The following is a 24,203-nucleotide window of genomic DNA, read 5'->3' as shown; positions in this document are numbered from 1 at the left end:
TGCGGTCAGCGCAGGAGGCCGAGGAGGTGGGGCAGGACGCCCGAGGTGGTCAGGATGACCACGCCGATGGCGATGAAGACCGCCGGGACGAGCCAGTGGCCGACGCGCCCGACGAGCCGTGTCACCCGGGGGTGCCCGCCCAGCCACGCCCCGGCGGCGCACCACAGCGCGATGAGCACCACGAAGACCAGCAGGAAGACCGCGCCGTCGGCCGGGCCGAGCGCCCGGAACACCGGTACGTAGACGGCGATGTTGTCGGCGCCGTTGGCGATCGTCACCCCGGCCACGCCGAGCGTCGAGCCGACCACGGCCGGGGCGTCGTCGGCGTCGTCACGCAGCAGCGCGCGCACGCCGAGGGCGACCGGCAGCAGGCCGAGCAGCCCGGTCCACGGCTCGGGCACCACCAGCAGCCCGGCCGCGACCACCGTGCTGGCCAGCGCGAGCGCGCCGATGCCCAGGTACTGCCCGGCGACGATCTGCCAGGTGCGGGGGCGGCCGGTGGTGCGGGCGGCGACGAAGAACAGGGTCAGGACGACGATGTCGTCGACGTTGGTGGCGGCGAACACCACGGCGGCGCCGGCCGCGGTGCCCAACAGGTCGATCACGCCAGCAGGGTACGGCGCGGTCACCCGTCACGCCCGGCGCCGGGGGGCCGGGCGGGCCCCGGGTGGCGTCGGGAGCATCACGCTATCGGGAAGCTGACATTGCATAGCGTGTCGGTTGGCGAAGAGTTGATATCTGGCGCATGATCGTTCGAGGCGGTCTAATAGGTGGGACCGTATCCGAACCGCACAGTCTGGGACGTGAGGACACAGCATGGCAGCCACTGGCACAGCCACCAGCACTGAGAAGGGTCGCCGGATCGTCGGAGCCGAGCGTCAGACGCTCGCCAAGGACCTGGTAAAGCGGTACACCTCGGGTGAGAGCATCCGCGCGCTCGCGGCCTCGACCGGCCGTTCCTACGGGTTCATCCACCGGGTGCTCACCGAGTCCGGGGTCCAGCTGCGGCAGCGTGGCGGCGCCCGACGCCGCAAGAAGGCGTGACCCGCCCACCAGCGTCGTCCATCAGCGCCGCTCCCCGGGTCGCTCGGTGACCGCCGAGACGACCGGGGTCCGGCTGGAATGCGACGGGCCGGTCGCGACGGTCACGTTGTGCCGGCCCGACGTGCTCAACGCGCAGACCCCGGCGATGTGGCGCGCGATGAGCGACTTCTCGCGGGACCTCCCCGGCGACGTCCGCGTCGTGGTCGTACGCGGCGAGGGGCGGGCGTTCTCCGCCGGCCTCGACCTGTCGGTGGCCGGTGCGTCCGGTCCGGGGTCGTTCGCCGAGCTGGCCACCCTGCCCGAGCAGGAGTGCGCCGACCGGATCGCGGAATACCAGGGCGGCTTCACCTGGCTGCACCGTCCCGACGTCGTCACCGTCGCCGCCGTGCAGGGGCACGCGATCGGCGCCGGCTTCCAGCTGGCGCTCGCCTGCGACCTGCGCGTGCTCGCCGAGGACGCGAAGCTCTCCATGGCCGAGGTGACGCTCGGCCTGGTCCCGGACCTCGCCGGCACCGGCCGCCTGGTCGACCTGGTCGGCTACAGCCGTGCCCTGGAGATCTGCGCGACCGGCCGGCGGATGGACGCCGCCGAGGCGGACCGGATCGGCCTGGCCACCCTCGTGGTGCCGAACGCCGAGCTGGACGCCGCGGTGCGTGACCTGACCGCCGGGCTGCTGGCCAACGACCGCAACGCCGTGGTGGAGATCAAGGCCCTGCTGGCCGGCGCGACCGGTCGGTCCGCCGCCGACCAGCAGCGGGCCGAGCGGGAGGCGCAGACCCGCCGGCTGCGTGATCTCGCCGGGCGGGGAGAGTAAGTCGTAAGGACCGTCCGGGAAGATCAGGGTTACGGCCGAGGTTGTCAGAGTCGTCGGGAGAATTGACCTGACGGTGCGGCCAGCCCGACGACCCGGAGGTGAACGTGTCCCACTCGATGTCGGGCGGCGGCATGACCGGTTGGAGCATGCTCCGGTCGATGCGCAACCGCGACGAGATCTCCACCCACCGACTCAAGCGCGGGGTGGCCCGCAGGATCGTGGCCTTCGCCGGGCCCTACCGCCGGGACATCGTCGTCTTCCTGGTCACGGTGGTGCTGGCCGCCGTCATCGGCGTCGCCACCCCGGTGCTGGCCGGCGACGTCATCGACACGATCACCCGGGGCGGCGCCGACGCCGGCAGCGCGGTGGTCCGGCTGGCCCTCGTCATCGCCGGGCTCGCGGTGTTCGACGCACTGCTCTCCCTCGCCCAGCGGTGGTATTCGGCCCGCATCGGCGAGGGCATCATCCTCGACCTGCGCACCCGGGTCTACGACCACGTCCAGCGGATGCCGCTGCAGTTCTTCACCCGCACCCAGACCGGTGCGCTGGTCAGCCGGCTCAACAACGACGTGCTCGGCGCGCAGCGGGCGTTCACCTCGACGCTGTCCGGGGTGGTCAGCAACGTCATCCAGCTCGTGCTCACCGCCGCGGTGATGTTCACCCTCTCCTGGCAGATCACCGCGCTCTCCCTGGTGCTGCTGCCGGTCTTCATCATCCCGGCCCGCCGGGTCGGCAAACGGCTCGCCGAGATCACCCGCGAGTCCTACAACCTCGACGCGAAGATGAACGCGACGATGACCGAGCGCTTCGGCGTCTCGGGCGCGTTGCTGGTCAAGCTCTTCGGCCAGCCCGAGGTGGAGGCGCGCCGGTTCGCCGCGCGGGCCGAGCGGGTCCGCGACATCGGCATCCAGTCCGCGATGTACTCGCGGACCTTCTTCGTGGCGATGCTGCTGGTCGCCTCGCTGGCCCAGGCGCTCACCTACGGGCTCGGCGGCTGGCTGGCGGTCACCGGCAACGTCAGCGCCGGCACCGTGGTGACCCTCGCCCTGCTGCTCACCCGCCTCTACGGTCCGCTGACCGCGCTGTCCAACGTCCGGGTCGACGTGATGAGCGCGCTGGTCTCCTTCGACCGGGTCTTCGAGGTGCTCGACCTGAAGCCGACGATCGAGGAGCGGCCCGACGCGGTGCCGGTGCCCCGGGCCAGCGGCCGGGTCGAGTTCCGCGACGTCCGGTTCCGCTACCCCAGCGCCGCCGAGATCTCGCTCGCCAGCCTGGAGGAGGTCGCCGCCCTCGACCGTACGATCAACGAGCCCGTGCTCAAGGGCGTCTCGTTCGCGGTCGAGCCGGGGCAGATGGTGGCGCTGGTCGGCCCCTCCGGCGCCGGCAAGTCGACGCTGTCCATGCTGATCTCCCGCATCTACGACGTCACCGACGGGCAGGTGCTGGTCGGCGGGGTCGACGTCCGCGACGCCACCCTCGCCTCGCTGCGCGACGAGATCGGCGTGGTCACCCAGGATTCGCACCTGTTCCACGAGACCATCGCCGAGAACCTGCGCTACGCCAAGCCGGACGCCACCGACGACGAGATCTGGGTGGCCCTGGCCGGGGCGCAGGTCGCCGACCTGGTCCGGTCGCTGCCGGAAGGGCTGGAGACCCTCGTCGGCGAGCGCGGCTACCGCTTCTCCGGCGGCGAGAAGCAGCGCATCGCCATCGCCCGGCTGCTGCTCAAGGCCCCGTCGATCGTGATCCTCGACGAGGCGACGGCGCACCTCGACTCGGAGAGCGAGGCCGCCGTGCAGCGGGCGCTGTCGGTGGCGCTGACCGGGCGTACTGCGCTGGTGATCGCGCACCGGCTCTCGACCGTCCGCGACGCCGACCAGATCCTGGTGCTCGACGACGGGCGGATCGTCGAGCGGGGGCGGCACGAGGAGCTGGTGGCCGTGGGCGGGCTCTACGCCGAGCTCTACCGCACCCAGTTCGCGGTCGCCGACTCGCCCACCCCGTACGTCGACGCGACCGGGCCCGAGCCGGTGGCCGTGCCTCCGCTGCGGCCCTACCTCGCCGACGAGGCGCTGCCGCCGGCGGCGGCCAACTGACGTTGCCGCCGGCGGCGGCCAACTGACGCTTGTCGCCGGCGGCGGCCAGCTGCGCCAACTTGCCGGCTGCGGCCAACTGCCGTCTCAGCCGGCCGCGACCGCCGCCCGCAACTCCCCGAACGCGGCGCCGAGCGTCGCGGGGGTGAAGTGCGCGTTCAGGCCGCTGGGGTTGGGCAGCACCCAGAGCCGGGCGCCGGCCAGCCGCTGCGGCTGCGGCCCGAAGGCGGCCTTCGGCCGGGCGAACCCGATCCGGTACGCGGTCACCCCGACCACGGCCACCCACCGGGGGCGGTACCGCTCGACCTTGCCGGTGAGGATGTCCGCGCCCTCGACCAGCTCGGCGGGGGTCAGCTCGTCGGCCCGGGCGCTGGCCCGCGCGACCATGTTGCTGATACCCAGCCCGTACCCCGGCAGCTCGTCCTGCTCGCTGGGATGCAGCAGCCGGGGCGTGAACCCGCCCCGGTGCAGCGCGGGCCAGAACCGGTTGCCCGGCCGGGCGAAGTGCCACCCGGTCGCGGCCGACCACAGGCCCGGGTTGATGCCCACGAAGAGCACGTCCAGGCCTGGGGCGATGACGTCGGGGATGGTGCGCTCCGCCGCCGCGGCGAGTTCCTCCCGTGTCGGCCGCGGATACCGCCCGGCCGCCCGCGCCACCCGCGTCCCTCGCCGGAGCGGCGATCCGCCAGACGACCCGTCGGCGGGCGATCCGCCGGACGATCCATCGGCGGAGGGACCGGCAGGCGAGCCGTCGGCGGGCGGGGCCATCACAGGCTCCGCAGCACGCCGCCGTCGACCGGCACGGTGACCCCGGTCAGGTAGCTCGCCGCGGGGGAGAGCACGAACGCGGCCACCCGGCCGAACTCGTCCGGCGCGCCGATGCGGCGTAGCGGAATGGCCGCCTCGGCCTCCGCGCGGGCCCGGTCGGGGTCGCCGGTGGCGGCGAAGAGTTCCACGTTGCGGTCGGTCATGATCCGTCCGGGCAGCAGGCCGACCACCCGCACGCCCCGGGGCCCGTACTCGTCGGCGACGTCCTTGGCCATGCCCACCAGGCCGGGCCGCAGGCCGTTGGAGATGCCCAGGCCGGGCACCGGCCCGCGCGCCGAGGTCGACAGGACCAGCCCGACCGCCCCGCCCCCGCCTGCGACCAGGTTCTCGGCGACGGTGCGGACCATCCGGACGGTGCCGAGGAAGACCGTCTCGAAGGAGCGGCGCCACTGCTCGTCGGTGACCGAGGCGGCGCTGCCCGGCGGCGGTCCGCCGACCGAGACCAGCGCCCCGTCGAGCCGTCCGAAGTGCTCCCGGGCCGCTGCCACGAGGCGCTCCGGCGTCTGCGCGTCGGCCAGGTCGGCGGTCAGCCCGACCGCATGCTCCGGCCCGCCGAGGCGGTGCGCGGCGGCGGCCACCGCGTCGGCGTCGCGGGCGGAGAGCACCACCCGGGCGCCGTCGGCGACGAGACACTGCGCGGTGGCGAAGCCCAGCCCTCGGGAGGCGCCGGTGAGTACGTACACCCGATCGGTCAGTCCGAGATCCATGCCGTCGATCCTGCCGCACCCGGCCGGATCCGCCACTGGGGCCCTCGGGTCGGTGCGCGCCGGTCCGGCGGGCGTTCAGCGGCGGGCGTTCAGCGGCGGGCGGGACGCAGCAGGCGTACCCGACCGGCGAGCTGGACCGCGACGGCCCCGCCGGCGCGCCCCCAGGCCGGCAGCCGACGCGGGCGCGGCGGGGTGTGCCCGTCGTAGCGGTGGGCGGCCTCGCGCGCGGCCAGCTCCTCCGCGCCGAGCGGCGGCAGCGCGCCCCGGTCGCGCAGGTCGCGGGCCAGGTCCCAGCCGTCGCGCAGCGAGCCCCCGGTCGGCCGCCCCGTCGCCCAGCGGGCGAAGGTCTCCGGCCACCGGGCACCGAGACCGGCGGCGAGCAGCGGCCAGTGCCGGGCCACCTCCCCGGCACGCTTGCGCAGCAGCGCGGTCCCGGCGGCGGCGAGCGCCGCCGGGTCGAAGCCCGCCGGCACCGGGCCGCCGGCGACCAGCGCCGCCACCAGCGCCGCCTGCCGCTCGGCCAGGTCGCCGCTCACGTCACCACCGGGAAGCCGGACGCGGCGGCGAGGGCGTCCAACTCGGCGCGGAGCACCGGGGCGGGCTGGTAGTGCCCGTCGCGTTCCAGCAGGAACGCCGGCGGCCGGCGGCGGGCGCACAGCTCGCGGATCAGGTCGAGCACCGCCGGGGGCACCGGATCGGTGTGCGTGTCGTGGTAGTAGCCGCCGTGCTCGGCGCCGCCCGCCACGTGCACGTAGGAGACCCGCTCCAGCGGCAGCCGGTCGAGCAGCGCGAGCGGGTCGGTGCCCCGGTTGCGGGCGTTGGCGTACACGTTGGCGACGTCCAGCAGCAGGAACGCGCCGGTGCGGTCCAGGATCTCGGTGAGGAAGTCGGCCTCGTCCAGCTCGTCGTCGGGCCAGTCGAACAGGGTCGCGATCGGTTCCAGCGCGAGCGGCACCGGCAGCGCGGCCTGCGCGCGGGCGACGTTGGCGCAGACCGCGTCGACCGCCTCCCGGCTGCGGGGCAGCGGCAGCAGGTGACCGGCCTCGACGCCGCCGGCCCGGACGAAGGCGATGTGCTCGCTGACCAGGGGCGCCCCGACCAGCTCCGCCACCGCGCCCAGGTGGGCGACGCGCGCCGGGTCGACCGGTTCCGCGCCGCCGAGGGAGAGGCGCACGCCGTGCGGTACGACCGTCACGCCGCGCTCGCGCAGCGCGGCCAGCCCGGCGGGCGGTGGCCCGGTCGCGGCGACGCTCTCCGCGACCACCTCGACGAAGCGCAGCCCGGGCAGGTCGGCGACGAATCCGGCGATCTCCGGCCGCCAGCCGATGCCGACGCCGGCGGGGCCGGTCATCCGCCGCACCCGCCGCCGCCGCAACCCCCGCCGCCGCCGCACGAGCTGCCCCCGCTGCACGAGCTGCCGCCGCCGCATCCGCCGCCGGTCGAGGACGCGCCGGAGCCGCTGATCGCCTGGCGCTGGATCTCGGCCTGGCTGGCGAAGCCGGGGTCCATGGCGTAGAGCGACGCGGTGCCGAACAGCGCGACCCCCATCGCGGCGCCCGCCGCGCCGTAGGTGGCGTAGGCGGGGGCGGAGGCGGGCGCGAGGTAGGTGTGCTGACGCCGGAGGCCGCGCAGGGCCTGGGTGGCGGCGCGGGTGCGCCACGGCACCCGGTACAGGAGGACGGCCACGACGATCAGCGGGAGCTGGCTCAGCACGAGCCAACCCACGGGACGGTCGTTGCCCAGGCCGGCGAAGATGCGCAACACGCCGACCAGCAGCAGGGCGGTGAGCAGGAACGCGCCCAGGCGCAGTGCGGATCGGCGGGCCGGCGCGAGCGCGAGCCCGCGCTGCTCCAGGCTCGTCCGGAGCTGGTCGAGCGCCCGGACCACCCACTCGTCGCGGGCCAGTTCCCGGGTGCTGGCGTTCCGGCCCGCCGCGAAGTGGATGGCCTGGTCCAGCGGCGTGATCCCGGCCGGCAGCGGTCCGCCGGTGGTCAGCCGCCGGTCCGGGCGTACGCCGATGGCCCCGCTGCTGCGCAGCCCGCCGAGCGAGGCCCAGATCGCCAGCTGCTGCCCGCCGTTGAGGTAGGCGACCTGCTGTGGGCCGAGCTGACCCACGTCTCCCACCTGCGGCCCGGCGAGGACCGAGAGCCGGTGGACGACCGTGCCGACGATGATCACGACGGCTGCGAGGAGATAGACCCCGAGGAAGGCGGGACCGGAGATGCCCCAGGTGTCACCAGGTGCGGCGAGGACGGTCATGTGCTGCTCCTGTCGGGCGAGGGGGATCGCGACCCAATTGTGGAGCAGGCCCGCCAGGGCGGATCCACCGCGTGGACCGAGTTACCGGACCGATACGCGGTGGCGCGGGGGCGGCCGGTCAGCGGCGGCGGACGGCCTCCTCGACCAGGTCGAGCACCGGGCCGAGGTCGCCGGCGGGCCGGCCCATCGCCAGGTGCAGCACCAGGCCGTCGTAGGCGAGTTCGAGGAACTGGGCCAGCACGTCGATCGGCACGTCCTCGCGGAGCACGCCCGCCTCCCGCTGCCGGGCCAGCCGGTCGCGGGTCGCCTCGGCGATCGCCGCCGACCGTTCCGCCCACCGCCTGGCGAACGCCGGGTCGGTCCGGAGCCGCCGGGACACCTCCAGTTGGCTGCCCAGCCAGCCGGTGGTGTCGGGGGAGACCGCGCCGGCCAGGAGGTCCCGCATGACCTGGACCAGGCCGTTGCGGGCCACCGTCTCCACCATGGCCGCGGCGTCGTCCTCGGCCACCGCCAGGAAGAGCGAGTCCTTGTCGCGGAAGTGGTGGAAGATCGCGCCCCGGGACAGCCGGGTGGCCTCCTCCAGCCTGCGGACGGTGGCGCCCTCGTAGCCGTGCCGGGCGAAACAGGCCCGCGCGGCGGCGAGGATCTCCTGCCGGCGCGCGTCGAGCTGGTCCTGACTTACTCTGGGCACGGGTCGATCGTGACAGCTCGCCCCCCGCCATGCAAACCGTACGTACGGCTTGGTTTGGTCGCGCGCATGATCATCCAAGGTCGGCGCGCCGGTCTAGGATCGGCCCGTGATGCCACTTCCCACCGCCGTCGCGGTCCCCGCCGCACCGCTGACCGTCGCGGCCGTGCAGGCCGAGCCCGTCCCCGGCGACGTGGCCGGCAACGCGGCGAGCGCCGCCCGGCTGGTCCGCCAGGCCACGGAGCGGGGCGCCCGGGTGACCGTGCTGCCCGAGCTCTTCCTGCCCGCGTACCACCTGCCGACGCTCGCGGCCGATCCGGCCGGCACCGACGTCGCGGCCGACGCGGCGGCCGGGGTGGACGACCCGCGGCTGGACCCGCTGCGCGAGGCGGCCCGCGACGGCGACGCCGCCGTGGTGGTCGGCGCCGCCGTCCGTCACCCGGACGGCCGGCGGACGATCTCCGCCCTGCTGGTCGACCGCTCCGGTGAGGTCCGCGTCGGCTACGACAAGCAGCAGCTGTGGAGTGGCGAGCGGGAGCTGTTCGTCGCCGGTGACCGGGGTGCCACCCTGCTCGTCGACGACTGGCGGCTCGGGCTCGGCATCTGCTACGACGGCTGCTTCCCCGAGCACGGCCGGGCCGCGGCGGCCGACGGTGCGCACGGCTACCTCTGCCCGAGCGGCTACCTGGCCGGCTCCGAGCACCGCCGCGACCTCTACTACGCCGCCCGCGCGCTGGACAACACGATGTACGTGGTGTTCGCCAACCTCGTCGGCGGCGCCGACCCGTGGCGGTTCAACGGCGGCGCGGCGGTCTACGACCCGGAGGGCCGGTCGCTGGCCCGGGGCGCGGACACCGGCGAGGCCGTGCTGGTCGTCGCGCTCGCCCCGGAGGCCCTCGCGGCGACCCGGGCGGCCCACTGCATGCTGCTCGACCGCCTGCCCCACCAGGGCGGCAGCCGAACGGCGCTGCCGGCCTGACAGGCGCGGGGGGAGCCGGCACTGTCGCCGGGCGGGCGTGCTCCCGTAAGGTGCCCGAGTGCCGCTGCTCCTGCTGAGCCTGGACAACACGCTGCTCGACCGGGCCGGTCCGTTCCGCGCCTGGGGGGAGCGTTTCCTGGCCGGTGTCGGCGCGCCGCCGGCCGACATCGACTGGCTGCTGTCCATCGACGCCGACGGACTGACCGACCGGTGGGACGTGGCCGACGCCGTGCGTGACCGCTACGGGCTGCGGATCCCGTCCATCGACCTGGTCGAGGAGCTGCACGACGGCGTGGTGGCCAACATCCGGCTCGATCCGTTGGTCGCCTGCGCGCTGCGGATCGCCGACGAGGCCGGCTGGACGCCCGTGGTGGTCAGCAACGGCGGGGTACGCCAGCAGGAGGCCATGATCCGGCGTACCGGGCTGGACCGCTTCGTCGCCGACTGGGTCATCTCCGAGGAGGTCGGCGTCAGCAAGCCCAACCCGAGGATCTTCGCGCTGGCCGCCCGGCGGGTACGGCTGCCCCTGCGCGGCGCATGGGTGGTCGGCGACGGCCCGGAGGCGGACATCGGGGGCGCCGCCGCCGTGGGCCTGCCCAGCGTCTGGCTGCACCGGGGGCGGAGCTGGGTCGACGACCGGTTCGCCCCCACCCGCACGGCGGACGGTGTGATCGCCGCCGTCGCGACGGTGCTCGCCGCCTGACGGGCAGCGCCGCCCGCCGCCCGATGAGCCGGCGCGGCGGCTGGCCATGCCCTACGCGGGGCCTGAGCGGGGCGCCGGGGCGGGCTGGCGTAATTCGGTTGACCGGGGCGGCGTCGGAGCGCGAGCATGGTCGGCGCATCGTGCAACCGGGTCCGCGCCCGGTCGAGGAGAGGGGGTCGGTCATGGCCGTCTTCGCAGGTCAATACCACCTGCCCCCATCAGCCTCGAGTAAGGGATCACCACCGCAGTGCGCGATCACGACCTTCCGGCGCGCGAGCGCCGTACCCGCGGCAAGCGCCGCTTCGACGACGACGAACAGCTCTTCCTGAAGCGCGGCCGGGCCGCCGAGCCCGCCCTCGCCGACCCCGACGCCGAACCCGACCCCGACACGGGGGAGCGCTGGTCGTCCTGGGACGACGCCGTGCACGGCCCGCAGCCCCACCCCGAGTGGCTGGTCACCGAACTGGCCGCCAAGGACACCGAACTCGGGATGCTCAAGACCGGCAAGGAGGCGGACGTCCACCTGGTCCGCCGGGCGGTGCCCGGCACCGACCGGTCCTGCCTGCTGGCGGCCAAGCGCTACCGGGACCCCCAGCACCGCCTCTTCCACCGCGACGCCGGCTACCTGGAGGGCCGCCGGGTCCGCCGGTCCAGGGAGAACCGGGCGATGGCCGGCCGTACCGCCTTCGGGCGGCAGATGATCGCCGGGCAGTGGGCGGCGGCCGAGTTCGCCGCGCTGGCCCGGCTCTGGGAGGTCGGCGCCCGTTACGGCACGATCACCGTCCCCTACCCGGTGCAGCTGCGCGGCACGGAGCTGATGCTGGAGTTCCTCGGCGACCAGGAAGAGGGGCTGGCCGCGCCCCGGCTGGCCCAGCTGCGGCCGGAGGCGGGGGAGCTGCGCGAGCTGTGGGGGCAGCTCGTCGACGCCCTCGTGGTGCTCGCCCGCGCCGGCCTCGCGCACGGCGACCTGTCGCCGTACAACCTGCTGGTGCACGCGGGGCGGCTGGTGCTCATCGACCTGCCGCAGGTGGTCGACGTGGTGGCCAACCCGCAGGGGCCGGAGTTCCTGGCCCGCGACGTGCGGGTGGTCGCCACCTGGTTCGCGGCCCGGGGCCTGCCCGCGGCGGACGCCGACCCGGCCGCGCTGAGCGCGCTGCTGCTGCGGGAGGCGGGGATCCGCTGACCGCGACGTCCCGGGTGGCCAGGCACCGGCCACCCGGGGCCCGGGTCACTGGAGGTAGCGCTCGACCGCCGGCTTGGGGCGCGTCCCCTGGGCGTCCGGGTCGCCGTGGGTCTCCCGGGCCGCGCGTCGCCGACGCAGCAGGTCCCAACACTGGTCGAGGGACTCCTCCAGCTCGCGCAGCCGGGTGCGGGCGTCGTCGTCCGTGCCCGACTCGCCGGCCTGCGCGTCGGCGCGCAACCGGTGCTCCTCGTCGACCAGTTCCGAGATCCGGTTCAGGATCGTCTTGTCGTCCATGCCCTGAGCCTGGCACAGGCCGCGCGGGCGCGCCCGGGTTCCACCGCCGCCCGCCACCGCCGCTGCGGTAGGTTGCCCAGCCATGGCTCCCACCGTCCGGGCCGCCGGCCCCGCCGACCTGACGCCGGTCGCCGACCTGCTCCGCGCCGCCCGGCCCCACCTGGTGGTCACGCCGGAGCTGCTCGCCTGGCAGGCGACCGGCAAGCCGGCCGAGCGCTTCGGGATGCTCGTCGCCGAGGCGGGCGACGGGATCGCCGGCGTCGCCCGGACGGGGCTGCTGTACGAGAGCGCCGAGCCGGGGCTCGGCTTCGTCAACCTGGTCGTGCGTCCCGAGGGGCGGGGGCGGGGCGTCGGGTCGGCGCTGCTCGCCGCCGCCGAGGAGCGGCTCGCCGGGCTGGGGGTGCGCCGGGCGTACGCGCGGGTCGTCGACGAGCCGGCGCCGCTCGCCTTCGCCGAGCGGCGCGGCTACCGGCCCGGCCGGCGCAGCGTGATCATGGGCCTTGACCTGGCGGCGGCGCTGCCGGCGGCGCCCGATCCGCCGGGCGGGGTGCGGCTGGGCACGGCTGCGGACCTGGTCGACCCGCGTCCGCTGTACGAGGCGGACCTGGCCGCCGCAGCCGACGAGCCGGGCGACGTCGGGAGGGACGAGACCGACTTCTCCGACTGGCGGGCCGCGTACTGGGACCGGCCGGACCTGGACCGGGCGCTGAGCACGGTGGCGACGGCCGACGGAGTGGTGGTGGCGTTCAGCCTCGCGCTGACCGACGGCCGGGACCGCTACCTGTCGGGGATGACGGGCACCCGCAGCGGGTGGCGGGGCCGGGGCCTCGCCCGGTCGGTCAAACACGCGTCGCTGCGGGCGGCCCGGTCGGCGGGCTTCCGGTGGGCGTCCACGATCAACGACGCCGGCAACGCCGCGATGCGGGCGGTCAACGCGTGGTTCGGGTACCGGCCGGTGGCCGCCGAGTGGCGCCACCTGCGCACCCTTCCGAAGTGACGCCCGACACGAAATCCTTCATGGACGAGCATTCCCATGAGCAAAATTCTCATTCGACGGCTAGCGGAGTCTCGACGGGTGATGGCATGCTTCCCGAATCGTGACGCAAGGCAGCCGTTCGCATGACGGTCCGTCACAACGGAGCGTGACCGACGGGAGGAGCCACGGGTGCGGGATGCCATTGCTGAACGGGGTGCCGACGACCCGCGAGGTCGCCCGGCGCGGTCCGCGCCACTGTGGAGGATGCTGCCGGGCCTGCTGCGTGACCCGCTGGGCCAGCTCGTCGCGATGGCGGACGCCGCCCCGGGCCAGGTCCTGCGGCTCAACCTCGGGACGATCCGCCCCTACCTGGTCACCGAACCCGCCCACGTGCAGCACGTGCTGCGGGACAACGCGGCCAACTACACCCGCGGCGGCCGGAGCATGCTGTGGCGGCCGGTACGACGGCTCACCGGCGACGGCATCATGTCCGACGGACCGGAGTGGCAGGCCAGCCGCGGGCGGATGCAGCCGCACTTCACCGCCAAGCGCATCGACTCCCTGGTGGACTCCATGAGCCAGGCCGTCAGCGAGGCCGTCGACGAGTTCGACGAGCCGGCCCGCACCGGCCGGTGGCTGGACGCCGGCGCCGAGCTGGGCCGGGTCATCTGCCGGGCGATCAGCAGCGTCTTCTTCGCCGACCGGGTGAGCCTCGCCGACCAGCTGCGGATCGTGGCCGCCCAGGACACCATCGTGACGGCGCTGCGGGCCCGCCTGCTCCTGCCCTTCGTGCCCGACGCCGTACCGGTGCCGGGCGACCGCGCCCTGCGCCGCGCCATCGGCGTCGTCGACGACATCATGCTGCCCCTGGTGCGGGCCGAGCGGGCCCACCCGCGCGACGGCGACGATCTGCTCGCCGCCCTGGCGAACGCCCGCGACGACGACGGCCGCCCGCTCGGGGAGCGACGCGTCCGCGACGACGTGGTGTCCATGTTCGCCACCGCGACGGAGACGACGTACGCCGTACTGACCTGGCTGTGGCCGATCCTGGACGCCAACCCCGAGGTGGCCGGCCGGCTCTACGCCGAGCTGGACGAGGTGGTGGGCGCGGACCGGGTGATCAGCCGGGAGCAGCTGCTCGCCCTCACCTACACCCGGTCGGTGGTCGACGAGCTGCTGCGCATGTACCCCGCCGGATGGCTGGTGCCCCGCACGGCGGTGGCGGATGACGTCATCGGCGGCACCAGGATCAGAGCCGGCAGCATCGTCGCCGTCAGCTCCTACGTCACCCAACGGCTGGCCCGGTACTGGGACCGCCCGGACACCTTCGATCCCGACCGGTTCCGGGGCGACCAACCGCGGCGGGAGCACCGGTACGCGTACTTCCCGTTCGGCGGCGGCCCGCACCAGTGCCTCGGCATGTACCTGTTCAACCTGGAGGCTCCGCTGGTGGTCGCGACGATCCTCAGCCGGTACCGCTTCCGGCTGCGCGACGCCGGGATGCCGCCCAAGCAGCTGGCCGCGACCCTGCGTCCGGGCCGGCCGGTGGTCATGGCGTTGACCCCGGTCCACGAGCGGAGGCCGGCGTGACCGCGGTGACGCCCGACCGGTCGCGCGACGCGACGCCGGGCGGGCGCGACGAACTGCGGGACGCGCGGGAACAGGGCCGGATCTGCGGCCTGGCGGTACGCGGCCAACGCGACCTCCAGGCGTCGGCCGCGGCGCACCCCGAGCTGTTTCCCGCCGACCCGTTCGACACCATGCTGTTCGCCAACATCTCGCTGGCCATCGCCTTCGGCGCCCCGTGGTGCACGGCCGGGCAACTGCGCGCGACGAACCGGACCGTGCTGTGGGGCTTCGCCCTCGACTGGCTGATCGACCACCGGGCGCGCTCCCGCGACGAGGTCGACGGCCTCGTCGCGCGCTGCCTCGCGGTGGCCGCCGGCGAGCCGCCCGCCGCCGACGACCACCTCGGCGGCTACCTGGCCGCGCTCCAGGACGAGCTGGCGACGTCCGACGCCTTCGCGGCGCACCGTCCGCTGTGGCGGGACCGGGTGGACGCGACTGTGCGGGCGATGGCCCGCGAGTGGGAGTGGAAGGCGGCGTGGCGGCCCGGGGACCGGTCGTCCCTGCCGAGCCTCGACGCGTACCTCGACAACGCCGACAACCACGCGTGCACGATCGTCAACGTCGCGCACTGGCTCTACACCGGCGACGAGGCCACCCTCGCCCAGCTGGACGAGCTGGTCGCGGTCAGCGACCAGGTGCAGCGCGCCCTGCGCCTCGTCAACGACCTCGGCACCTACGAGCGGGACCTGCGCTGGGGCGACCTGAACGCGCTGCTGCTGGTCGAGGACCGCGCCGAGGTGGAGCAGCGGCTCGCCGCGCTGGTGGACACCTGCCGCCGGATGCTGGTCCCGCTCCGGGACACCTGCCCGCGCGAGGCGGACTACCTGGCCCGGCAGGTCGGCTTCAGCAGCGGCTTCTACCAGCTGGCCGACTTCTGGGGCATGTCGTGACGGCGGCCCCGGTCGCCGTCCGGGACGTGGGGGGCGCCGCGCTCGCCGTCGCCGGTCGGGACCTGGTGGCGGCGATGCTGGCCGCCCCCGACGGCACGGTCTCGCCCTCGGTCTACGAGACCGGTCGGCTGGTCGGCGACGCCCCCTGGCTGCCGGGGCACGCCGAGCGGCTGCGTCACCTGCTGGCCGCCCAGCGCGCCGACGGCGGGTGGGGGGCGCCGGGCGCGTACGGCCTCGTGCCGACCCTGAGCGCGGTGGAGGCGCTGCTGAGCGCACTGCGCACGCCGGGGCGCGCCCGCCCACGGGAGGCGTACCGGCTCTCGACGGCCGTGGACCGGGGCGTCGCGGTGCTGCGGGACCGGCTGCTGGTCGCCGCCGAGCCCGTGCCGGACATGCCGGGCGTCGACCTCATCGTGCCCGCCCTGATCGACCGCATCGACGCGCTCCTCGACGGCGCGGGGGCACCCGGGCGGGCGGTGCCCCCGCTGCCGATGCCGCACGGCATGACCCGGCACCGGGCCGAGGCGGTCGGGCGGCTCCTCGCCGCGGGCGGGCCCGTACCGGAGAAGCTGTGGCACGCCTTCGAGGTGCTCGACGAGCGGGCGCGGGTGGGCCTGCCGGCCCGGCCCGTGTCCGGTGCCGTCGGGGCCTCGCCCGCCGCCACCGCGGCCTGGCTGGGCGATCCCGCCCGTCCCGGCGCGGACCGGAGCGCGCTGGAGTACCTGACCGGGGCCGTGGCGCGGGGTGGCGGGCCCGTGCCGTGCACGACACCCATCGCCGTGTTCGAGCGGGCCTGGGTGCTCAGCGGGCTGGCCCGGGTCGGCGCGGCGGCGGACGTACCCGCCGAGCTGACCGACAGCCTGGCCGCCGCGCTCGGACCGACCGGCGCGGCCACCTCGCCCGGCCTCCCGACGGACGCCGACACCACCGCCGTCACCCTCTTCGCGCTGGCCCGGCTCGGCCGCCCGGTCGCGCCCGACAGCCTCCTGGCGTACGACACGGGCACGCACTTCTGCACCTGGCAGGGCGAGGACGGCGCGTCGGTCACCACGAACGCCCACGTCCTGGAGGCGCTCGGCTGGCATGCCAGGCACCGTCCGGGCCGCCCCTACGCCGACGTGGCGCGGCGGGTGACCGGCTGGCTGCTCGACGGTCAGCTCGCCGACGGCAGCTGGACGGACCGCTGGCACGCCTCGCCGTACTACGCGACGGCCAGCGTCGCGGCGAGCCTCGCCGAGTACACGCCCGACACCACAGGCGGCCGGCTCGACCGGGCGGCCGACTGGGTGCGCGACACCCAGCGCGACGACGGGTCGTGGGGGCTGTGGACGGGCACACCGGAGGAGACCGCGTACGCCCTCCAGGTGCTGCTCGGCACGGGACGACCGCCCCGGCCGGGCCTCGCCACCGCCGTGCGCCGCGCGCTCGCCTACCTCGACGACCACCGCGACGAGGACGGTGACGGCGTTCCACTGTGGCATGACAAGGATCTCTACCACCCGGTGCTCATCGTGCGGGCCGCCGTGCTCGCGGCGCGGCACCTGGCGCGGCTGAGCGGCCACGCAGGACGGTGAGCCCGGCGACCCGGTGCCCGCGATGACGCACCGGTCATGATCAGCACTGCTTGAGTGATCGTCGGGACACTGCTACCGTGCGCCGGGTCGGTCGAAGCGCCATGCGGAAACCGCCGATCGGATGAATCAGACTCCCCGCCAGGGATGGTTTTAAATGGGTTCCCGCAGCTCCAATCTGCGCCGGAAAGTCGTGGCTCTGCTGGCCTCACTCGTTGCGCTGTGGGCGTTCGCCGCGTGGGTGACCCTCCGGGAGGGCGTCAGTCTCCTCTGGGTGCAGGTGCTCGACGCCCAGGTCGCCCAGCCGGGTGAGCCGCTGGTGCTGGAGTTGCAGGCGGAACGCCGGGCGTCCGCGGCGTACCTGGGCGGTTCGGGCGCGGCCGAGCGGGAGCAGCTCGACGCGCAGTGGCGGCGGACCGAGGGCGTCGCCGACGACTTCCGCAAGTCCGTCAGCAGCTGGCGGGTGGACCTGGCGGCCGACGAGAGCCAGCGGCAGATCGACACGGTCGTCAGCGGGCTGGACCGGCTCGCCGCCGTACGCGAGTCCATCCGCGACCGCCAGGTGGACCGCGCCGCCGCCACCCGCGAGTACACCGATCTCATCGACTCGGTGCTGCGGATGTACGGGTCGCTGGGCAACCTGGACGACGAGCAGTTCACGCGGGAGACCGCGGCGCTGATCCAGCTCGTCCGGATCCGCGAACTCATGTCGCAGGAGGACGCCCTCGTCACCGGCGCCCTGGCCGCCGGCCGGATGACGCCCGAGGAGACCGCCGCCTTCGCCCGCGCCACCGGCGCCCAGCGCTACCTGGACAGCCAGGTCCGTACCGACCTGTCGAGCGGCGACCGGGCCCGTTACGAGGCACTTGTCGGCGGCGAGGCGTACACCACGTTCCGGTCCCTGGAGGACCGTGTCGTGCAGGGACGGCCGGGCGGCGCGCCACCCGTGTCGGCGGCGGAGTGGCGCGCGGCGGCCGACGTGGTGGTCGGCGAGCAGCAGCGCTTCATCATCGAGGCCGGTGACGCGCTCGTCGAGCGGGCCGCGCCGATCGCCGTCGGCGTCGTCCTGCGGCTGGTGCTGGCCGCCGGCCTGGGCCTGCTCGCCGTCGTCGCCTCGATCGTCGTGTCGATCACCACCGCGCGGGCCCTGGTGCAGCAGTTGGAGCGGCTGCGCGAGGCCGCCATCCGGCTGGCCAACGAGCGGCTGCCCAGCGTCGTAGAGCGGCTCGGCCACGGCGAGGAGGTCGACATCGCCAAGGAGGCGCCTCCGCTCGAGTTCGGCGACGACGAGATCGGGCAGGTGGGCAAGGCGTTCAACGCCGTGCAGGAGACCGCCATCCGCACCGCCGTCGAGCAGGCCGACCTGCGCCGAAACGTGCGCGAGGTATTCCTCAGCCTGGCCCGGCGCACCCAGGCGCTGGTGCACCGCCAGCTCACCCTGCTCGACGCGATGGAGCGCCGCGAGCACGACGCCGAGGAGCTGGAGGACCTGTTCCGGGTCGACCACCTCGCCACCCGGATGCGGCGCAACGCGGAGAACCTCATCGTGCTCTCCGGCTCCACCCCGGGCCGCGCCTGGCGGCGCAACGTGCCGATGGTCGACGTCGTCCGGGGCGCGGTCGCCGAGGTGGAGGACTACACCCGGGTCAACGTGCTGCCCCTCGGCGCGGTCTCGCTCACCGGCCGCGCGGTCGGCGACGTCATCCACCTGCTCGCCGAGCTGATCGAGAACGGGCTGTCGTTCTCCCCGCCGCACACCTCGGTGGAGGTGCGGGGGCAGCAGGTGGCCAACGGCTTCGCCATCGAGATCGAGGACCGCGGCCTGGGCATGAGCGAGGAGGACCTGGCCGCCGCGAACCACCGGATCGTCGACCAGTCCGAGCTGAACCTGGCCAACGCCTCCCGCCTCGGGCTCTACGTGGTCAGCCGGCTGACCGAGCGGCACGGCGTACGGGTGCAGCTCAAGGAGTCCGCGTACGGCGGCACCACGGCCGTCGTGCTGATCCCGGCCGAGCTGGTCACCTCCGACGACGAGGACCCGAGCACCTCCGGCGGCTTCCCGGCCGGACTGCCCGCCGGCGTCCCGGTGGCCGGCGCGTCCGGGCAGGCGCCGCCCGCCGCCGAACCGCCGCTCGCCACCACGCCGGTGGCGCTGGCCGAGCCGATCGCGCCCCGCCCCCGTCCGGCGGCGGACGTCGAGGCTCCCGCCACGGGCGACGCCGACGATGGCGCCCTGCCGACCCGGTCGCGCGGCCGGAGCCTGCCGACGACGGGTCCGGCCCTCGACGCGCGGCTTCCCGTGCGCCCCCGTGGCGGCTCCGAGCAGTACGCCCTGGACGGCCCGACCTTCCCGACCGGCCTGCCGGTGGCCGCCCGGCCCGCGCCGGCGCCCGACACGACGGGGACCCCCGCACCGGAGGCGGACACCGGCTCCACGACGACGGGCGGTCCGGCGCCGACGGCCCGGCAGGTGACGGCGCGTACCGACTCGGGCCTGCCGGTCCGGGTCCGGCAGGCCAGCATCGTGCCGGAACTCCGCGACGATCCGGCCGCCGACGGGGACGACGACGGAGACGAGGACATGGCGCGCCCGCCGGAGCAGGTACGCCGAATGATGAGCTCCTACCAGACCGGCACCCGGCGGGGCCGTACCGACGCCGCCCGGCTGCTCGGTGGAGCGGGCGACAGCCGAACCGAGGCCGGCGAGGAACCCGACGCCGGCGACGACCTGCAAGCGACCTGACCGGCGCCGTCGCGGTGCGGGGGATCCCCGCGCCGCAGCGGTCAGCCGAGACGAGCACGGCGACAACAGCCGGGGGAGAAGAGGACGACGAGTGGCGCAGAAGACGGCTTCGAGTGCCGACCTGACGTGGTTGCTGGATGATCTGGTCGGCCGGGTGAAGCAGGCCGACCACGCGGTCGCGCTCTCGACGGACGGCCTGTTGATGGCCGCCTCGCGAGGGTTGGGCCGGGACGACGCCGAGCACCTGGCGGCCATGGCGGCCGGCATCCAGAGCCTGGCCCGGGGCGCGGGCAAGCGCTTCGGCGGCGGGCAGGTGCAGCAGACCATCATCGAGATGCAGTCGTCGTTCCTGTTCGTCACGGCGGCCGGGCGCAACGCCTGCCTGGCCGTACTCGCCAGCGAGGACGCCGACGTCGGCCTGATCGCCTACGAGATGGCGATGCTGGTCACCCGCGTCGGCAAGTACGTGGCGTCGCCCTCGCGGACCGGCGAGCAGCAGACCGGCGAGAAGTAGCCGCGATGACGGTGCAGGGGGAGTCCTCGGAGCACCAGTGGGTCGACGACCATGCCGGCCCGGTCGTGCGCCCGTACGCGATGACGCGCGGCCGGGCCCGGCCGGTCACCGGCACGTTCGACCTGATCTCCCTGGTGACGGCGACCCGTGCGGACGTGATCCCGGAGGTCGGGCTGGGCCCGGAGCACCTGGCGATAGTCGGGCTCTGCCAGCGGATCCAGTCCGTCGCCGAGATCGCCGCCCACCTGGACCTGCCGGTGGGCACCATCCGGGTCCTGCTCGGTGACCTCGCGGCCCGCAGCCTGGTGCAGGTACGCGAACCGCACACCACAGCCGGCCTTCCCGACAACAGCGTTTTCGAGGCGGTAATCAATGGACTACGGGCACTCTGAGCGGCCGGCGGGAGCGACGCCACTGCCCACCGCGATCAAGATCCTCGTCGCGGGTGGCTTCGGCGTGGGCAAGACCACCATGGTCGGTGCGGTCAGCGAGACACGCCCGCTGCGTACGGAGGAGGTGTTGACCGAGTCCGGCGTCGGCATCGACGACCTCTCCGGGGTGGAGAGTAAGACGACCACCACCGTGGCGATGGACTTCGGCCGCATCACCATCAGCGACGACCTGGTGCTCTACCTCTTCGGCACCCCCGGCCAGGACCGGTTCTGGTTCGTCTGGGACGAACTGGCGCTCGGCGCGCTCGGCGCGGTGGTGCTGGCCGACACCCGGCGGCTGGCCGACTGCTTCCCCTCCATCGACTACTTCGAGGGCAGGGGCACGCCGTTCGTGGTGGCGGTCAACTGCTTCGAGGGAAGCCGGCAGTACCGGCTCGACGAGGTGCAGGCGGCGCTCAACCTCGACCCGGGTGTGCCGGTGCTGCTCTGCGACGCGCGGCAGCGGGAGTCCAGCAAGGAGGTGCTCATCACGCTGATGGAGCACGCCATGAAGACCCGCGAGGCCCGCCGCCGCGCCGCCGCCACCGACTGACCGGGCCGTCACCACCGCCGTGTAGCAGCCGCTACGGGTGCCGCAGTCGCCGTCGCGCGGGTAGCCGCCGTTGCGGCTGCCCCGCGTCGCTGCTTGCTGCCCCCGTGTCTGCTGCGTCGCGTCCCTCGACGCGTAGACCGGATCTTGGCGAGAAACGACCCCTCTGGGGGCACGTCCGTACCAAGACCTCCGGGCGTGAGAGGAAGGGCCCCTTGTCAACGCATAGCGTTGACAAGGGGCCCTTCCTCTCACCTCAGACGTCAGTTGGCGATCATGCGACGCAGCACGTACTGCAGGATGCCGCCGTGCCGGTAGTAGTCCGCCTCACCCGGGGTGTCGATCCGGACCACCGCGTCGAACTCGACGCCGGTGTCGGTGCTGACCTTGACCGTACGCGGGGTCTCGCCGTCGTTCAGCGCGGTGACCCCGGCGATGGAGAACGTCTCCGTGCCGGTGAGGCCGAGCGACTCGGCGGTCTCGCCGGCCGGGAACTGCAGCGGGAGCACGCCCATGCCGATCAGGTTCGAGCGGTGGATCCGCTCGTACGACTCGGCGATGACCGCCCTGACGCCGAGCAGCATGGTGCCCTTGGCCGCCCAGTCGCGCGACGAGCCGGAACCGTACTCCTTGCCGGCCAGCACGACCAGCGGGATGCCCGCCTCCTGGTAGGCCACCGAGGCGTCGTAGATCGAGGTCTGCTCGCCGGTCAGGTGGTTGACCGTGAAGCCGCCTTCAGGGAGCGCAGCTCCCGCATCGGAACCGGCGCCCGGGATCCGCAGTTGATTGCGCAGCCGGATGTTGGCGAAGGTGCCGCGGATCATCACCTCGTGGTTGCCCCGGCGCGAGCCGTACGAGTTGAACTCGTGCCGCGGCACGCCGTGCTCGGCGAGGTACGTCCCGGCGGGCGAGTCGGCCTTGATGGAACCGGCCGGCGAGATGTGGTCGGTGGTCACCGAGTCGCCCAGCTTGGCCAGCACCCGCGCGCCGGTGATGTCGACGACCGCCTTCGGCTCCCGCTCCATGCCCTCGAAGTACGGGGGCTTGCGGACGTAGGTGGAGTCGTCCGCCCAGGCGAACGTGTCGCCGGTCGGGGTGGGCAGCGACTGCCAGCGCTCGTCACCGGCGAAGACGTCGGAGTACGCGGCGCTGAAGCCGGTGGCGCCGATCGCCGAGGCGATGACGTCCTGGATCTCGGCGCTGTTGGGCCAGATGTCCCGCAGGAACACCGGGTTGCCCTCGCCGTCCTCGCCGATCGGCTCGTTGGCCAGGTCGATGTCCATCGTGCCGGCCAGCGCGTACGCGACCACCAGCGGCGGGGACGCCAGGTAGTTCATCTTGACGTCCGGGTTGATCCGGCCCTCGAAGTTCCGGTTGCCGGAGAGTACGGAGACGACGGCCAGGTCGGCCTCGTTGACCGCGGCCGAGACCTCCTCCGGCAGCGGGCCGGAGTTGCCGATGCAGGTGGTGCAGCCGTAGCCGACCAGGTGGAAGCCGAGCTTCTCCAGGTAGGGCGTGAGGCCGGCCCGCTCGTAGTAGTCCATGACGACCTTGGAACCCGGGGCCAGGGTGGTCTTCACCCACGGCTTGCGGGTCAGGCCCTTGTCGACCGCGTTGCGGGCCAGCAGGGCCGCGCCGATCATCACCTGCGGGTTGGAGGTGTTGGTGCAGGAGGTGATGGCCGCGATCACCACGGCGCCGTGGTCCAGCTCGTACTCGACACCGTCGGCGCCGGTGACCCGGATCGGGTTGCTGGCCCGCCCGCCGGAGCCGACCGCCGCCGTCTCCAGGTCGCGCGGCGCGTCGGCCGGGTCGCTGACCCCGTTGGCCGGGGAGTCGCTGGCCGGGAAGGACTCGGCGCTCGCCTCGTCGGCGTGGCCCTGCACGCCGAACGGCTTCTCCTGCTGCGGCACGCCCGACTTGCGGCCACGGTCGCCGCCGGTCTCGTCGGCGGCCACGTAGTCGGTCAGCGCCGAACGGAACAGCGTCTTGGCGTTGCCCAGCGGGACCCGGTCCTGCGGGCGCTTCGGGCCGGCCAGGGACGGCTCGATCGTGCCCAGGTCCAGCTCCAGGCGCTCCGAGTACTCCGGCTCGGCGTCCGGGTCGTGCCAGAGGCCCTGCTCCTTGGCGTACGCCTCGACGAGCGCGACCTGCGCGGCGTCGCGGCCGGTCAGCTCCAGGTAGCGGACGGTCTCGGCGTCGATCGGGAAGATCGCGACGGTGGAGCCGTACTCCGGGGACATGTTGCCGATGGTGGCCCGGTTGGCCAGCGGCACGGCGCTCACGCCCGGCCCGTAGAACTCGACGAACTTGCCCACCACGCCGTGCTTGCGCAGCATCTCGGTGATGGTGAGCACCAGGTCGGTGGCGGTGGTGCCGGCCGGCATCTCGCCGGAGAGCTTGAAGCCCACCACGCGCGGGATCAGCATGCTGACGGGCTGGCCGAGCATCGCGGCCTCGGCCTCGATGCCGCCGACGCCCCAGCCGAGCACGCCCAGGCCGTTGACCATCGTGGTGTGCGAGTCGGTGCCGACCACCGTGTCCGGGTACGCCTGGCCGTTGCGCTCCATGATCGTACGGGCCAGGTACTCGATGTTGACCTGGTGCACGATGCCCGTGCCCGGGGGGACGACCTTGAACTCGTTGAACGCGGTCTGGCCCCAGCGCAGGAACTGGTAGCGCTCCTTGTTGCGCTCGTACTCCAGCTCGACGTTGCGCTGGAAGGCGTCCTCGCGACCGAACAGGTCGGCGATGACGGAGTGGTCGATGACCAGCTCGGCAGGGGCGAGCGGGTTCACCTTGGTGGCGTCGCCGCCCAGGTCCCGTACCGCCTCGCGCATGGTGGCCAGGTCGACCACGCAGGGCACGCCGGTGAAGTCCTGCATGAGCACCCGCGCCGGGGTGAACTGGATCTCGACGCTCGGGTCGGCGTCGGATTCCCAGGCGCCGAGCTGCCGGATGTGGTCGGCGGTGATGTTCGCGCCGTCCTCGGTCCGGAGCAGGTTCTCCAGGAGGATCTTCAGGCTGTAGGGGAGCCGTTCGTGGCCCTCCACCTTGCTGATCTTGAAAATCTCGTAGCTCGCGTCTCCGACGCGTAGCTGGGTCTTCGCACCGAAGGTGTCGAGGCTCGCCACGTCGTACTCCTTCACACCAGCGACCGTGAGTAGTCCTGAGCAGTCTGTCGCACCGGTCGGGGTGCCGCCGTGGTTAGGGGACACTTACCGCCGATCTCGTCGTCAACAAAACCGTACGTCCGTCTTGCTAACTTCGCAACCTCGTGCCATCGTTCGGGACGAGGAGGTACCAC

The 24,203-nt window shown here is 74.1% G+C and carries 23 protein-coding genes; 14 read left to right on the top strand and 9 right to left on the bottom strand.

What is annotated here, in order from left to right; genetic code table 11:
- Positions 1–5: 5 nt before the first annotated feature.
- Entirely contained in the window at positions 6–605 is a 600-nt protein-coding gene (locus tag AC0OO9_RS04780) for a cadmium resistance transporter (protein WP_484515880.1), read from the bottom strand.
- A gap of 211 nt (positions 606–816) precedes the next feature.
- Here AC0OO9_RS04780 and AC0OO9_RS04775 point away from each other — a divergent pair, with 211 nt between their 5' ends.
- The 3 genes from AC0OO9_RS04775 to AC0OO9_RS04765 all read left to right on the top strand — a co-directional run bounded on the left by AC0OO9_RS04775 (position 817) and on the right by AC0OO9_RS04765 (position 3,954).
- Positions 817–1,044, top strand: a complete 228-nt coding sequence (locus AC0OO9_RS04775; protein WP_007462679.1) for a helix-turn-helix domain-containing protein — start codon at positions 817–819, stop codon at positions 1,042–1,044.
- 46 nt (positions 1,045–1,090) lie between these two features.
- Positions 1,091–1,858, top strand: coding sequence for an enoyl-CoA hydratase/isomerase family protein (locus AC0OO9_RS04770; RefSeq protein ID WP_393168201.1), 768 nt, complete (start codon positions 1,091–1,093; stop codon positions 1,856–1,858).
- A gap of 116 nt (positions 1,859–1,974) precedes the next feature.
- Positions 1,975–3,954, top strand: a complete 1,980-nt coding sequence (locus AC0OO9_RS04765; protein WP_484517852.1) for an ABC transporter ATP-binding protein — start codon at positions 1,975–1,977, stop codon at positions 3,952–3,954.
- An 84-nt stretch (positions 3,955–4,038) separates the two neighbouring features.
- Here AC0OO9_RS04765 and mug read toward each other — a convergent pair whose 3' ends face one another.
- The 6 genes from mug to AC0OO9_RS04735 all read right to left on the bottom strand — a co-directional run bounded on the left by mug (position 4,039) and on the right by AC0OO9_RS04735 (position 8,436).
- A complete protein-coding gene (gene mug, locus AC0OO9_RS04760) occupies positions 4,039–4,719 on the bottom strand; it encodes a G/U mismatch-specific DNA glycosylase (RefSeq protein ID WP_484515878.1) in 681 nt (226 codons plus the stop codon).
- The gene (locus tag AC0OO9_RS04755) at positions 4,719–5,486 is read right to left on the bottom strand and encodes an SDR family oxidoreductase (protein WP_484515876.1); all 768 of its coding nucleotides are present in this window, start codon (positions 5,484–5,486) and stop codon (positions 4,719–4,721) included. The genes mug and AC0OO9_RS04755 overlap by 1 nt, the downstream gene beginning before the upstream one ends.
- A gap of 89 nt (positions 5,487–5,575) precedes the next feature.
- The gene (locus tag AC0OO9_RS04750) at positions 5,576–6,022 is read right to left on the bottom strand and encodes an SCO6045 C-terminal-like domain-containing protein (RefSeq protein WP_484515874.1); all 447 of its coding nucleotides are present in this window, start codon (positions 6,020–6,022) and stop codon (positions 5,576–5,578) included.
- Positions 6,019–6,837, bottom strand: coding sequence for an MbnB/TglH/ChrH family RiPP precursor modification enzyme (locus AC0OO9_RS04745; RefSeq protein ID WP_484515873.1), 819 nt, complete (start codon positions 6,835–6,837; stop codon positions 6,019–6,021). Before AC0OO9_RS04745 ends, AC0OO9_RS04750 begins: the two co-directional genes overlap by 4 nt.
- Positions 6,834–7,745: a TIGR04222 domain-containing membrane protein gene (locus AC0OO9_RS04740; RefSeq protein WP_484515871.1), complete on the bottom strand. Its 912-nt coding sequence runs from the start codon at positions 7,743–7,745 to the stop codon at positions 6,834–6,836. Before AC0OO9_RS04740 ends, AC0OO9_RS04745 begins: the two co-directional genes overlap by 4 nt.
- 118 nt (positions 7,746–7,863) lie before the next feature.
- Positions 7,864–8,436: a TetR/AcrR family transcriptional regulator gene (locus tag AC0OO9_RS04735; RefSeq protein WP_132240304.1), complete on the bottom strand. Its 573-nt coding sequence runs from the start codon at positions 8,434–8,436 to the stop codon at positions 7,864–7,866.
- A 109-nt stretch (positions 8,437–8,545) separates the two neighbouring features.
- Here AC0OO9_RS04735 and AC0OO9_RS04730 point away from each other — a divergent pair, with 109 nt between their 5' ends.
- The 3 genes from AC0OO9_RS04730 (at position 8,546) to AC0OO9_RS04720 (ending at position 11,298) form a co-directional block, all read left to right on the top strand.
- Positions 8,546–9,412 carry a carbon-nitrogen hydrolase family protein gene (locus tag AC0OO9_RS04730; RefSeq protein ID WP_484517851.1) on the top strand — a complete coding sequence of 289 codons (867 nt, stop codon included), beginning with the start codon at positions 8,546–8,548 and terminating at the stop codon, positions 9,410–9,412.
- 58 nt (positions 9,413–9,470) lie between these two features.
- The gene (locus AC0OO9_RS04725) at positions 9,471–10,115 is read left to right on the top strand and encodes an HAD family hydrolase (protein ID WP_484515869.1); all 645 of its coding nucleotides are present in this window, start codon (positions 9,471–9,473) and stop codon (positions 10,113–10,115) included.
- Positions 10,116–10,362: 247 nt separating this feature from the next.
- The gene (locus AC0OO9_RS04720) at positions 10,363–11,298 is read left to right on the top strand and encodes an RIO1 family regulatory kinase/ATPase domain-containing protein (RefSeq protein WP_421451708.1); all 936 of its coding nucleotides are present in this window, start codon (positions 10,363–10,365) and stop codon (positions 11,296–11,298) included.
- A gap of 45 nt (positions 11,299–11,343) precedes the next feature.
- On the opposite strand, the gene AC0OO9_RS04715 is transcribed toward AC0OO9_RS04720, so the two are convergent.
- Complete coding sequence (locus AC0OO9_RS04715) at positions 11,344–11,592, bottom strand: DUF2630 family protein (protein ID WP_132240301.1); 249 nt, start codon at positions 11,590–11,592, stop codon at positions 11,344–11,346.
- Between the two features lie 82 nt (positions 11,593–11,674).
- On the opposite strand from AC0OO9_RS04715, the gene AC0OO9_RS04710 reads away from it, so the two are divergent.
- The 8 genes from AC0OO9_RS04710 to AC0OO9_RS04675 all read left to right on the top strand — a co-directional run bounded on the left by AC0OO9_RS04710 (position 11,675) and on the right by AC0OO9_RS04675 (position 20,899).
- Positions 11,675–12,589 carry a GNAT family N-acetyltransferase gene (locus AC0OO9_RS04710; RefSeq protein WP_484515866.1) on the top strand — a complete coding sequence of 305 codons (915 nt, stop codon included), beginning with the start codon at positions 11,675–11,677 and terminating at the stop codon, positions 12,587–12,589.
- Positions 12,590–12,832: 243 nt separating this feature from the next.
- Positions 12,833–14,158, top strand: coding sequence for a cytochrome P450 (locus tag AC0OO9_RS04705; protein ID WP_484515864.1), 1,326 nt, complete (start codon positions 12,833–12,835; stop codon positions 14,156–14,158).
- A 5-nt stretch (positions 14,159–14,163) separates the two neighbouring features.
- Positions 14,164–15,087 (top strand): terpene synthase family protein, encoded by a 924-nt coding sequence (locus AC0OO9_RS04700; RefSeq protein WP_484517850.1) that lies wholly within the window; start codon positions 14,164–14,166, stop codon positions 15,085–15,087.
- A complete protein-coding gene (locus tag AC0OO9_RS04695) occupies positions 15,084–16,661 on the top strand; it encodes a prenyltransferase/squalene oxidase repeat-containing protein (RefSeq protein WP_484515862.1) in 1,578 nt (525 codons plus the stop codon). Before AC0OO9_RS04700 ends, AC0OO9_RS04695 begins: the two co-directional genes overlap by 4 nt.
- Positions 16,662–16,815: 154 nt before the next feature.
- Positions 16,816–19,401 carry a nitrate- and nitrite sensing domain-containing protein gene (locus AC0OO9_RS04690; protein WP_484515861.1) on the top strand — a complete coding sequence of 862 codons (2,586 nt, stop codon included), beginning with the start codon at positions 16,816–16,818 and terminating at the stop codon, positions 19,399–19,401.
- Between the two features lie 91 nt (positions 19,402–19,492).
- Positions 19,493–19,915, top strand: coding sequence for a roadblock/LC7 domain-containing protein (locus AC0OO9_RS04685; protein WP_091629996.1), 423 nt, complete (start codon positions 19,493–19,495; stop codon positions 19,913–19,915).
- Between the two features lie 5 nt (positions 19,916–19,920).
- Positions 19,921–20,307 (top strand): DUF742 domain-containing protein, encoded by a 387-nt coding sequence (locus AC0OO9_RS04680; RefSeq protein WP_132240297.1) that lies wholly within the window; start codon positions 19,921–19,923, stop codon positions 20,305–20,307.
- Entirely contained in the window at positions 20,288–20,899 is a 612-nt protein-coding gene (locus AC0OO9_RS04675) for a GTP-binding protein (RefSeq protein WP_132240296.1), read from the top strand. Before AC0OO9_RS04680 ends, AC0OO9_RS04675 begins: the two co-directional genes overlap by 20 nt.
- A gap of 260 nt (positions 20,900–21,159) precedes the next feature.
- On the opposite strand, the gene AC0OO9_RS04670 is transcribed toward AC0OO9_RS04675, so the two are convergent.
- Entirely contained in the window at positions 21,160–24,045 is a 2,886-nt protein-coding gene (locus tag AC0OO9_RS04670; RefSeq protein ID WP_484515858.1) for an aconitate hydratase, read from the bottom strand.
- Between the last annotated feature and the right edge of the window lie 158 nt (positions 24,046–24,203).

It is taken from the genome of Micromonospora sp. USAFONa4 (assembly GCF_057197825.1).
The sequence above is the reverse complement of the archived record's forward strand: the minus strand, read 5'-3'. Positions and strand labels throughout refer to the sequence as shown.

Excerpts from the sequence above, each read along its gene's own strand:
- AC0OO9_RS04690 (WP_484515861.1), top strand. The coding sequence starts at position 16,816 with ATGGGTTCCCGCAGCTCCAATCTGCGCCGGAAAGTCGTGGCTCTGCTG.
- AC0OO9_RS04680 (WP_132240297.1), top strand. The coding sequence starts at position 19,921 with ATGACGGTGCAGGGGGAGTCCTCGGAGCACCAGTGGGTCGACGACCAT.
- AC0OO9_RS04675 (WP_132240296.1), top strand. The coding sequence starts at position 20,288 with ATGGACTACGGGCACTCTGAGCGGCCGGCGGGAGCGACGCCACTGCCC.
- AC0OO9_RS04705 (WP_484515864.1), top strand. The coding sequence starts at position 12,833 with ATGCTGCCGGGCCTGCTGCGTGACCCGCTGGGCCAGCTCGTCGCGATG.
- mug (WP_484515878.1), bottom strand. The coding sequence starts at position 4,719 with ATGGCCCCGCCCGCCGACGGCTCGCCTGCCGGTCCCTCCGCCGATGGA.
- AC0OO9_RS04755 (WP_484515876.1), bottom strand. The coding sequence starts at position 5,486 with ATGGATCTCGGACTGACCGATCGGGTGTACGTACTCACCGGCGCCTCC.
- AC0OO9_RS04730 (WP_484517851.1), top strand. The coding sequence starts at position 8,546 with ATGCCACTTCCCACCGCCGTCGCGGTCCCCGCCGCACCGCTGACCGTC.
- AC0OO9_RS04775 (WP_007462679.1), top strand. The coding sequence starts at position 817 with ATGGCAGCCACTGGCACAGCCACCAGCACTGAGAAGGGTCGCCGGATC.
- AC0OO9_RS04715 (WP_132240301.1), bottom strand. The coding sequence starts at position 11,592 with ATGGACGACAAGACGATCCTGAACCGGATCTCGGAACTGGTCGACGAG.
- AC0OO9_RS04710 (WP_484515866.1), top strand. The coding sequence starts at position 11,675 with ATGGCTCCCACCGTCCGGGCCGCCGGCCCCGCCGACCTGACGCCGGTC.
- AC0OO9_RS04740 (WP_484515871.1), bottom strand. The coding sequence starts at position 7,745 with ATGACCGTCCTCGCCGCACCTGGTGACACCTGGGGCATCTCCGGTCCC.
- AC0OO9_RS04745 (WP_484515873.1), bottom strand. The coding sequence starts at position 6,837 with ATGACCGGCCCCGCCGGCGTCGGCATCGGCTGGCGGCCGGAGATCGCC.
- AC0OO9_RS04765 (WP_484517852.1), top strand. The coding sequence starts at position 1,975 with ATGTCGGGCGGCGGCATGACCGGTTGGAGCATGCTCCGGTCGATGCGC.